This is a genomic window from Micromonospora sp. MH33, assembly GCF_003013775.1.
GTDB classification, from domain to species: domain Bacteria; phylum Actinomycetota; class Actinomycetes; order Mycobacteriales; family Micromonosporaceae; genus Micromonospora; species Micromonospora fulviviridis.
In genome coordinates, this window is record NZ_MUYZ01000267.1 from 1 (window position 1) to 9,656 (window position 9,656).

The following is a 9,656-nucleotide window of genomic DNA, read 5'->3' on the forward strand; positions in this document are numbered from 1 at the left end:
GTGGCCCGGCAGGCCCCGCGCGGCCGGCTCGCGCTGGTCGGGCTCGGTCCCGGTGCGGCCGACCTGCGCACCCCGCGAGCCGTGGCCGAGCTGCGCCGGGCCGCCGTGGTGGTCGGCCTGGACCAGTACCTCGACCAGGTCCGCGATCTGCTCCGCCCCGGCACCCGGGTGCTGGCCAGCGGGCTCGGCGCGGAGGAGGCGCGGGCCCGGGCCGCCGTCGCCGAGGCCACCGCCGGCCACGCCGTCGCTCTGGTCGGCTCCGGCGACGCCGGGGTGTACGCGATGGCCAGCCCCGCCCTGGAGTACGCCGACGACCGGATCGACGTGGTCGGTGTGCCCGGGGTGACCGCCGGCCTCGCCGCGTCCGCGCTGCTCGGCGCGCCGCTCGGGCACGACCACGTCTACCTGAGCCTGTCCGACCTGCACACGCCGTGGGAGGTGATCGCCCGTCGGGTGGCCGCGGCCGCCGCGGGCGACCTGGTGGCGCTGCTCTACAACCCGCGCAGCCGCACCCGGGACTGGCAGCTCGGCGCGGCGCTGGAGACCTTCGCGGCGCACCGCCCGCCGGACACCCCGGTCGGCGTGGTGCGCAACGCCAGCCGGCCGGGCGAGCGGGTGCACCTGGCCACCCTCGCAACCCTCGACCCGGCGCTGGTCGACATGTACAGCGTCGTGGTGGTCGGCAGCTCGCAGACCCGGGTGGTCGCCGGCCGGATGGTCACGCCCCGGGGGTACCGGTGGCGGTCGTGACCATCGGCCCCTGCCAGGGCTGCGGCGCCTGCCTGCTCACCTGCCCGGTCCATGCCATCCGCCCGACCCCCGCCGGCCTGCGGGTCACCGACCGCTGCACCGGCTGCCTCGAATGCCTGGAGATCTGCCCCGTGGACGCCATCCGCGTCGACCCCGAACCCGGAGGAGAGCGATGACCTCGACCCCGACCGCCGCCCCGCCTGTCGGCCGCTGGAGCCGCGCCGAGCGGGCCCGCCTCGGCGGCATCGTCTGCGCGGTCGCCGCGTTGCACGTCGCCGGCGTGACCCTCTACCTGTACTGGAACCACCAGCCGGTGGCGGCCGGCGGGCTGGCCGGCGCCGGCACCCTGGCCTACGTGCTGGGGGTGCGGCACGCCTTCGACGCCGACCACATCGCCGCCATCGACGACACCACCCGGCTCATGCTGCTGCGCGGCCGGCGGCCGGTCGGCGTCGGCTTCTTCTTCGCCCTCGGGCACAGCGCCGTGGTGCTGCTGCTCGCCCTGGTCGTCGGGCTCGCCTCCAGCCGGCTGTCCGGTGCCCGGATGGCCGGCGTCCGCGAGGTCGGCGCCACCGTCGCGGTGGTCACCGCCTCCGGGTTCCTGCTGCTGGTGGCCGTTCTCAACGCGGCGGTGCTGGCCGGGCTGGCCCGGCTCTGGCGGCGGCTGCGCGCCGGCGCGCTGGACGAGACCGAGCTGGACCTCCTGCTGCTCAACCGGGGCCTGATGCACCGGATCCTCGGGGCCCGGGCCCGCACCCTGGTCCGCTCCTCCTGGCACATGGCCCCGGTCGGCTTCCTCTTCGGGCTCGGCCTGGAGACGGCCAGCGAGGTGACGCTGCTGGCGCTCTCGGCGAGCACCGCCGCCGCCGGCGGGCTGCCGGTGCTGGCCCTGCTCACCCTGCCGCTGCTCTTCGCCGCCGGGATGTCCGCCATGGACACCGCGGACAGCCTGCTGATGAGCCGCGCCTACTCGTGGGCGTACCGGCAGCCGGCCCGGCGGCTCTGGTACAACCTGGCCACCACCACGATGACCGTGCTGGTCGGCGGCCTGGTCGCCAGCGTCTACCTGGCCGTGCTGTTCGCCGATCAGCTCGGCGTCACCGCCCTGTCCGGGTACGCCTCGATCGCCGACCACTTCGAGCAGCTCGGCTACGCCGTGGTGGGCCTCTTCGCGCTCGCCTGGGGCGGCGCCGTGCTGCTCTGGCGGCTGCGCGGCCACGACCGCCGCTACGGGCGGGCGGAGTCATGACGCGGACCGTGCACCCGATCGAGGCGGAGTCGTACCGGATCCTGCGCGACCGGGTCGACCTGTCCCACCTGCCGCCGCTGACCCGGGCGGTCACCGAGCGGGTGGTGCACGCCAGCGCCGACCTCGACTACGTCACCGACCTGGTCTGCGACGAGGACGGCCTGGCCGCCGGGCTGGCCGCGCTGCGGGCCGGCGCGCCGGTCGTCACCGACGTGTGGATGGTCGCCGCCGGCATCACCCGGGCCGGCCGGGAGATTGTCTGCCCGGTCGCCGAGCCGGCCGCCGCCGACCTGGGTCGCGCCGCCGGCATCACCCGCTCGGCGGCGGCGGTGCGGATCGCGGCCGACCGGGTCGGCCCGGGCGCGGTCTGGGTGGTCGGCTGCGCCCCCACCGCGCTGGTCGAGCTGATCGGCCTCGACGCGGCCCCGGCGCTGGTGGTCGGCCTGCCGGTCGGCTTCGTCGGCGCGGCCGAGTCCAAGGCGGCGCTGCGGGCCAGCGGCCTGCCCGCCGTGTCCAACGTGGGGGAGAAGGGCGGCTCCGCGGTGGCCGCCGCCGCCCTCAACGCCCTGCTGTACCTGGAGGACAAGTGAACGACCGGACCCCGCTGCTGATCGTCGGGCACGGCACCCGCAGCGCCGCCGGCGTCGGCCAGTTCGCCGCGCTCGTCGAGCGGATCCGCCGCCGGGAGGCCGTCGGCGACGTCGACGGCGGCTTCATCGAACTGTCCCGCCCGCCGCTGACCGACGCGGTCGGCGCCCTCGCGGGGAGGGGCCACCGCCGCCTGGTGGCGCTGCCGCTGGTGCTGGCCGCCGCCGGGCACGGCAAGGGGGACATCCCCGCCGCCCTCGCCCGGGAGAAGCGGCGCCACCCCGGCCTACGGTACGCCTACGGCCGGCCGCTCGGGCCGCACCCGCTGCTCCAGGAGGTGCTGGCGGAGCGGATCGACGCGGCGCTCGACGGCGCCGACCGGGCCGGCACCTGGGTCGCGCTGATCGGGCGTGGCTCCACCGACCCGGACGCCAACGCCGAGGTGACCAAGGTGGCCCGGCTGCTCTGGGAGGGGCGCGGCTACGCCGGCGTGGAACCCGGCTTCGTCTCCCTCGCGGAGCCGTCCGTGCCGGCCGTGCTGGAGCGGCTGCGCCGGCTCGGCGCCCGGCGGATCGTGGTCGCCCCGTACTTCCTCTTCGCCGGTGTGCTGCCGGACCGGATCGTGGCACAGAGCCGGGAGTTCGCCGTCGACCGTCCCGACCTCGACGTACGGGTCGCCGAGGTGATCGGCGACTGCGACGCCCTCGCCGACCTGGTCCTCGAACGGCACGCCGAGGCGCTGCGCGGGGACATCCGGATGAACTGCGACACCTGCGCGTACCGGGTGGCGCTGCCCGGGTTCGCGGACAAGGTGGGGCGGCCGCAGACCCCGCACCACCACCCCGACGACCCGGCGGACGGCCACGGCCACCATCACCACCACGCCGACCACCACCACGAGCCGGCGTTGCGCCCCGGCCAGGTCGCCGTGGTGGGCGGCGGGCCCGGCCCGGACGACCTGATCACGGTACGCGGCAGGGCGCTGCTCGACGCCGCCGACGTGGTGGTGGCCGACCGGCTCGCCCCGGCCGGGCTGCTGCGCGGGCTCCGTCCCGGCGTGCTGGTGGTGGACGCGGCGAAGGTGCCCCGGGGCCCGTCGATGGCCCAGGAGACCATCAACGACACGCTCGTGGCGTACGCCCGCGCCGGCAAGCGGGTGGTCCGGCTCAAGGGCGGCGACCCGTACGTCTTCGGTCGCGGCCACGAGGAGGTCCTCGCCTGCGCGGCGGCCGGGGTGGAGACGGTGCTGGTGCCCGGGGTGAGCAGCGCGGTGGCCGCGCCCGCCCTGGCCGGCGTGCCGGTGACCCACCGGGGCGTGGCGCACGAGGTCACCGTGGTCTCCGGACACCTGCCGCCCGGGCACCCGGACTCCCTGGTGGACTGGGCCGCGCTGGCCCGGGCGCGGGGCACGCTGGTGCTGCTCATGGCGGTGGACACGGTCGGGCGGATCGCCGCCGAGCTGCTCGCCCACGGCCGGGCGGCCGAGACACCGGTGCTGGCGGTCCGGGACGCCGGCCACCCCGACCAGTGGACGGCCCGGTGCCGGCTGGACGAGGTGGGCGCGCTCGCCGGGCGGGACGAGGTCCGGCCGCCGGCGGTCTTCGTGGTCGGACCGGTGGTCGGGCTCGCCGCCGACCCTGATCCGGCGCCCGCTGCGGCCGTCCCGGTGCGGGGGTGAACGCGGTCCGGCGGATCAGCCGGTGACGGCGCGGGCCAGGGCGTATCCGACGGTGGCCGCGGCGAGGCCGGCGGCGAGGCTGCCCAGCACGTTGGCCAGGGCGTACCCGCGCGCGCCCTCGCGGTGCAGCCGCAGCGTCTCGTAGCTGAGCGTGGACCAGGTGGTCAGCGCGCCGCAGAAGCCGGTGCCGACCAGCGCGGTCACCGCGGGCGGGGCGGGCGCTGCGGCCACCGCGCCGAGCACCAGCGACCCGGCGACGTTGACGGTCAGGGTGCCCCACGGGAAGGGGGAGTCGTGGCGGGCCTGCACGGCCCGGTCGGTCAGGTAGCGCAGCGGCGCGCCCAGCGCCGCCCCGAGCGTGATCAGCAGGACGGTCACCGGGCCGCCTCGACCCCGGCGCGGGCCAGCAGCCGGCCGGCGACCGCGTCTCCGGCCCAGACCGCCAGCAGCGCCCCGGCCAGGGTCGCCGCCAGGTACGCCAGCGCGGTGCCGGGCGCCCCGGCGGTGATCGCCCGCTGGGCGTCCACCGCGTAGGTGGAGAAGGTGGTGAAGCCGCCGAGCACGCCGACGCCGAGGAACGGCCGGACGAGCGGGCCGGGCGGGCGGGCCGTCAGCACCGCCATCAGCGCGCCGATCAGCAGGCAGCCGGCGACGTTGATGCCGAAGGTGGCCCACGGGAAGCCGGTGGGCGGGTGCGGGAACGCGGCCTGGAGCCCGGCGCGGGCCAGCGCGCCGAGCACCCCGCCGGCGGCGATGACCCCGAGCAGGGCCGCCGGGTGGGTGGCCAGCTCGCGCCGATCGGCGGGGACGTGCAGGTCGACGTCGGGGTCGACGCGGAACTCGGACGGTCCGGTCACGGTGCCTCCCACCAGGACGGGCATCACTGGCAGGGACCGTTGGCGAGCGTGTCGCGGTTCTCCCGGCGGGTTCCGGGACGGCGGGCCCCACCGCCGGGCCGAGCATAACGCCGTCCCGCCCGGTCCTGTCGGGTCCGGCCGGGCCCACGGCCGTCCGGCCGTGGGCCCGCCGCATCAGGCCGCCACGTCGGCCAGCTCGCGGGCGTCCGCCGCGTCCGCCGGGGTACGCCGGGCTTGCCGCTCGGCCACCAGCAGCACCGCGAGGCCGAGCAGGGTGAGCCCGGCGCCGGCCCAGATCGGGGCGGTGAAGCCGAGGCCGGCGTCGATGGTCAGCCCGCCGAGCCAGGCGCCGAGCGCGTTGCCGACGTTGAACGCGGCGATGTTCGCCCCGGAGGCCAGCGTCGGCGCCCGGCGGGCGTACCTCATGATCCGCATCTGCAGCGGCGGCACGGTGGCGAAGCCGAACGCGCCCATCAGCACCAGCGAGCCCACGGTCAGCGCCGGGCTCGCGGCGGTCAGCGCGAAACCGACCAGCACCAGGGTGAGCACCGCGAGGACGGTGACCAGGGTCCGGGACAGCGACACGTCGGCGGCCCGGCCACCGGCCAGGTTGCCGGCGAAGAGCCCGACGCCGAAGAGCACCAGCAGCCATGGCACGGTTCCGGCGGCGAAGCCGCTCACCTCGGTCAGCGTGTACGCGATGAAGGTGAACGCGCCGAACATGCCGCCGAACCCGAGCACGGTGACCACCAGCGAGAACCAGACCTGGGTGTGGGTGAACGCCCGCAGCTCGCCGCGCAGTCCGCCGGCGGGGGCGGCGTCGGTGGCCGGCCCGCGTCCGGGCACCAGGACCGCGAGGCCGACGAGCGCGACCAGCCCGATGGCGGTGATCGCCCAGAACGTGGCGCGCCAGCCGAGGTGCTGGCCGAGGAAGGTGCCGAACGGCACGCCGAGGACGTTGGCGATGGTGAGGCCGGCGAACATCATGGCGATCGCGCCCGCCCGGCGGGCCGGCGGGACCAGACCGGCCGCCACGACCGCGCCGATGCCGAAGAACGCGCCGTGGCAGAGCGCCGCGACGATCCGGCCGGCCAGCATGGTCCCGTAGTCGCCGGCCAGGGCGGAGAGCAGGTTGCCGGCGATGAAGAGCACCATCAGCCCGAGCAGCACCGGCTTGCGGCGCAGCCGGGTGACGGCGGCGGTGAGCGCCACCCCGCCCACGGCGACGCTGAGGGCGTACCCGGAGATCAACCAGCCGGCGACCGACTCGCTGACCGCGAAATCGGCGGCGACCTGGGGAAGCAGCCCCATGATCACGAACTCGGTCAGCCCGATGCCGAAGGCCCCGATCGCCAGGGCGATCAGGCCGCCGGGGAGGGCCGAGGTGCGCAGTGTCATGACGTACCCAATCGATGTGTCCGAGGAAAGGAAGCGTGCGCAACTACCCGCGCTGACAACGAGATAGTTGCACGCGCTTTATATCGGCGCAAGGGTGGTAACCTGGGCGGCGTCCAGGTCACACCGGAGGGGGCGCCATGGGGATCGCCGACGACGCGGTCGAGATCCGCGCGCAGGGCTGGCGTACGCTCGCCGCGCTGCACGGCCTCATCGAGACCGCCCTGGAACGCGCGCTCCAGGCGGAGCACGACCTCTCCGTCGTGGAGTACACGGTGCTCGACGCGCTCTCCCGGCAGCACGGCTGGCACATGCGGATGCGGCAGCTCGCCCGGGCCGCGGCGCTCTCCGGCAGCGCCACCACCCGCCTGGTCACCCGGCTGGAAGAGCGCGGCCTGCTCACCCGCGTCCTCTGCGCGGACGACCGGCGCGGCATCTACACCGAGCTGACCCCGGCCGGCTCGGAGCTGCTCGGGCGGGCCCGCCCCACCCACGACCGGGTGCTCGCCGACGCGCTCGCCGAGGCCGAGCGCACCCCCGAACTGGCTCCGCTGGTCGACGCGCTGCACCGCCTCCCCGGCGCCCACTGATCCGCCGACCCGCGGTTCCACCCGTCGAGCCAGGCCACCCCTGACGGTCGGCGCCGACCCCTGACCTGGCAGGACGGGCCGTACGGGCGTACGGTGATCGGCACCCGCCCGGCGCGACGCGGCGTCGGCGGACCCGTCGCGCAGGAGGCCACCGTGCAGGACCGCACCCCTCGTCCGGACGAGCTGGAACCCGTCGAGCGGGCCGGCGTCGACGAGCTGCGGGCGCTGCAACTGGACCGGCTGCGCCGGTCGCTGCGACACGCGTACGACAACGTGCCGCACTACCGGCGGGCCTTCGCGGCGGCCGGCGTGCACCCCGACGACCTGCGCGAACTGACCGACCTGGCTCGCTTCCCGTTCACCGGCAAGGCCGAGCTGCGGGAGAACTACCCGTTCGGCATGTTCGCCGTGCCCCGGGAGCGGATCGCCCGGCTGCACGCCTCCTCGGGCACCACCGGCCGCCCCACCGTGGTCGGCTACACCCGTGCCGACCTGGACACCTGGGCGAAGCTGATGGCCCGCTCCATCCGGGCCGCCGGCGGGCGCCCCGGCGACCGGGTGCACGTGGCGTACGGCTACGGGCTCTTCACCGGCGGCCTCGGCGCGCACTACGGCGCCGAGGAGCTGGGCTGCACGGTCATCCCGGTATCAGGCGGCATGACCGAGCGGCAGGTCATGCTGATCCGCGACTTCGCGCCGGAGGTCATCATGGTCACCCCCAGCTACATGCTGGCCATCGTCGACGAGATGGAGCGCCAGGGCGTCGACCCGAAGTCCACCTCGCTGCGGGTCGGCATCTTCGGCGCCGAGCCGTGGACCGAGGACATGCGCCGGGAGATGGAGCAGCGCCTCGACATGCACGCCGTGGACATCTACGGCCTCTCCGAGGTGATGGGCCCCGGGGTGGCCGTCGAGTGCGTGGAGACCAAGGACGGCCTGCACCTCTGGGAGGACCACTTCTACCCGGAGATCATCGACCCGGTCACCGGCGCGGTGCTGCCCGACGGCGAGCGGGGCGAGCTGGTGCTCACCTCGCTCACCAAGGAGGCCATGCCGGTGGTCCGCTACCGCACCCGTGACCTCACCCGGCTGCTGCCCGGCACCGCCCGGACCATGCGCCGGATCGAGAAGATCACCGGCCGGACCGACGACATGATGATCGTGCGCGGGGTCAACGTCTTCCCGACCCAGATCGAGGAGCTGATCCTGCGCACGCCCGCGCTCTCGCCGCACTTCCAGTGCGTGCTGGACCGGCAGGGCCGGATGGACACCCTCACCGTCAAGGTGGAGCGGCGGGCCGGGGTGGCCGCCGACGAGGCCGAGCGGGCCGGGGCGGCCCTGGTCGAGCAGGTCAAGAACACCATCGGGGTCAGCGTGGCGGTGCAGGTCATCGAGCCGGACGGGGTGGAGCGCTCGATGGGCAAGATGCGCCGGATCGTCGACCAGCGGCAGGGGCGCTGACGTGGCGGGCGACGACGGCCGCACCGCGGCCCACGACATGTTCGACGCCGACGTGGCGTCCAAGGGGCTCGGCATCGAGCTGGTCTCGGCCGGCGACGGCGCGGCGGTGGCGCGGATGCGGGTCACCGCCGCCATGCTCAACGGCCACGCCATCGGCCACGGCGGCTTCGTCTTCCTGCTCGCCGACACCGCGTTCGCGCTCGCCTGCAACAGCCACGGCCCGGCCACCGTGGCCGCCGGCGGCGAGATCAGCTTCCTGCGCCCGGTCCGCGAGGGCGACCTGCTGGAGGCCCGGGCCACCGAGCGGGTCCGGCACGGCCGCAGCGGCATCTACGACGTCACGGTCTGGCGGGACGGCGAGGTGGTCGCCGAGTTCCGGGGCCGCAGCCGCACCATCGCCCGGGACTGACCGGCGCGCCGGCCGGACCGCCCGGTGGGCGCGGGCCAGGATGGGCCGATGGCACACATCCTGCTCCTGCACTCCGTCTACGGGCTGCGGCCCGCCGTGCTGGCCGCCGCCGACCGGCTGCGCGCCGCCGGGCACCGGGTCGCCACCCCCGACCTGTACGAGGTGCCGGCCGCGGAGACCGTCGAGGCCGGCTTCGCGCTGTTCGAGAAGATCGGCCAGGACGCGGTCCTCGACCGGGCTCGGGCGGCGGCGGCCGACCTGCCCGCCGAGACCGTGCTGGCCGGCTTCTCGATGGGCGCCGGCGTCGCCGGGGCGCTGCTGGCCGAGCGACCGGAGGCGGCGGCGTTGCTCCTGCTGCACGGCACCGGCGGCGACCCCGGCTCGGTACGCCCCGGCCTGCCGGTGCGGATGCACCTCGCCGATCCCGACGAGTACGAGACGCCGGACGAGGTGGACGAGTGGCAGCGGGCGATGACCGCGGCCGGCGCCGAGCTGGCCGTGCACCGCTACCCGGGCGCCGGGCACCTCTTCACCGATCCCGGCACGCCCGACCACGACGCGCCGGCCGCCGCCCTCACCTGGGACCGCGTCCTGGCGTTCCTCGCCGACCGCTGAACCGACCGCCCGGGCGCCTCGGCGCGGCCCGGCCGCGCCCGTGGCGGTGGCCGCCCGCGACGCG

General features: G+C 76.1%; 11 protein-coding genes and 1 pseudogene. 9 read left to right on the plus strand and 3 right to left on the minus strand.

All coding sequences use genetic code 11. The features are described 5' to 3' along the window. The 5 genes and pseudogenes from cobJ to cobA all read left to right on the plus strand — a co-directional run. Nucleotides 1-750 (plus strand): precorrin-3B C(17)-methyltransferase (gene cobJ / locus B0E53_RS28515; RefSeq protein WP_107078842.1); only part of this gene is annotated, 750 nt, incomplete at its 5' end. After that, nucleotides 738-896: pseudogene (locus B0E53_RS28520) on the plus strand (4Fe-4S binding protein); the annotation flags it as partial. The gene cobJ and the pseudogene B0E53_RS28520, both read left to right, overlap by 13 nt. Before the next feature lie 26 nt (nt 897-922). Next, a complete protein-coding gene (locus B0E53_RS28525) occupies nt 923-1,999 on the plus strand; it encodes a HoxN/HupN/NixA family nickel/cobalt transporter (RefSeq protein WP_246835648.1) in 1,077 nt (358 codons plus the stop codon). Beyond that, nucleotides 1,996-2,589 (plus strand): precorrin-8X methylmutase, encoded by a 594-nt coding sequence (locus tag B0E53_RS28530; RefSeq protein ID WP_107078845.1) that lies wholly within the window; start codon nt 1,996-1,998, stop codon nt 2,587-2,589. The genes B0E53_RS28525 and B0E53_RS28530 overlap by 4 nt, the downstream gene beginning before the upstream one ends. After that, the gene (gene cobA / locus B0E53_RS28535) at nt 2,586-4,265 is read left to right on the plus strand and encodes a uroporphyrinogen-III C-methyltransferase (protein ID WP_107078846.1); all 1,680 of its coding nucleotides are present in this window, start codon (nt 2,586-2,588) and stop codon (nt 4,263-4,265) included. The genes B0E53_RS28530 and cobA overlap by 4 nt, the downstream gene beginning before the upstream one ends. A gap of 15 nt (nt 4,266-4,280) precedes the next feature. Here the strand turns inward: cobA and crcB are convergent, their stop codons facing one another. The 3 genes from crcB to B0E53_RS28550 form a co-directional block, all read right to left on the minus strand. Beyond that, a complete protein-coding gene (gene crcB, locus B0E53_RS28540; RefSeq protein WP_107078847.1) occupies nt 4,281-4,643 on the minus strand; it encodes a fluoride efflux transporter CrcB in 363 nt (120 codons plus the stop codon). Beyond that, the gene (locus tag B0E53_RS28545; RefSeq protein ID WP_210406251.1) at nt 4,640-5,134 is read right to left on the minus strand and encodes a CrcB family protein; all 495 of its coding nucleotides are present in this window, start codon (nt 5,132-5,134) and stop codon (nt 4,640-4,642) included. Before B0E53_RS28545 ends, crcB begins: the two co-directional genes overlap by 4 nt. Before the next feature lie 162 nt (nt 5,135-5,296). After that, nucleotides 5,297-6,520 carry an MFS transporter gene (locus tag B0E53_RS28550; protein WP_107078848.1) on the minus strand — a complete coding sequence of 408 codons (1,224 nt, stop codon included), beginning with the start codon at nt 6,518-6,520 and terminating at the stop codon, nt 5,297-5,299. A gap of 137 nt (nt 6,521-6,657) precedes the next feature. Here B0E53_RS28550 and B0E53_RS28555 point away from each other — a divergent pair, with 137 nt between their 5' ends. The 4 genes from B0E53_RS28555 to B0E53_RS28570 all read left to right on the plus strand — a co-directional run bounded on the left by B0E53_RS28555 (nt 6,658) and on the right by B0E53_RS28570 (nt 9,592). Beyond that, the gene (locus B0E53_RS28555; RefSeq protein WP_107078849.1) at nt 6,658-7,107 is read left to right on the plus strand and encodes a MarR family transcriptional regulator; all 450 of its coding nucleotides are present in this window, start codon (nt 6,658-6,660) and stop codon (nt 7,105-7,107) included. Between the two features lie 153 nt (nt 7,108-7,260). Continuing rightward, nucleotides 7,261-8,568, plus strand: a complete 1,308-nt coding sequence (gene paaK / locus B0E53_RS28560) for a phenylacetate--CoA ligase PaaK (protein ID WP_107078853.1) — start codon at nt 7,261-7,263, stop codon at nt 8,566-8,568. Nucleotides 8,569-8,605: 37 nt separating this feature from the next. After that, a complete protein-coding gene (gene paaI / locus B0E53_RS28565) occupies nt 8,606-8,977 on the plus strand; it encodes a hydroxyphenylacetyl-CoA thioesterase PaaI (protein ID WP_168215434.1) in 372 nt (123 codons plus the stop codon). A gap of 48 nt (nt 8,978-9,025) precedes the next feature. Beyond that, on the plus strand, nt 9,026-9,592 hold the full coding sequence (locus B0E53_RS28570) for a dienelactone hydrolase family protein (RefSeq protein WP_107078851.1): 567 nt from the start codon (nt 9,026-9,028) through the stop codon (nt 9,590-9,592). Nucleotides 9,593-9,656 lie beyond the last annotated feature (64 nt).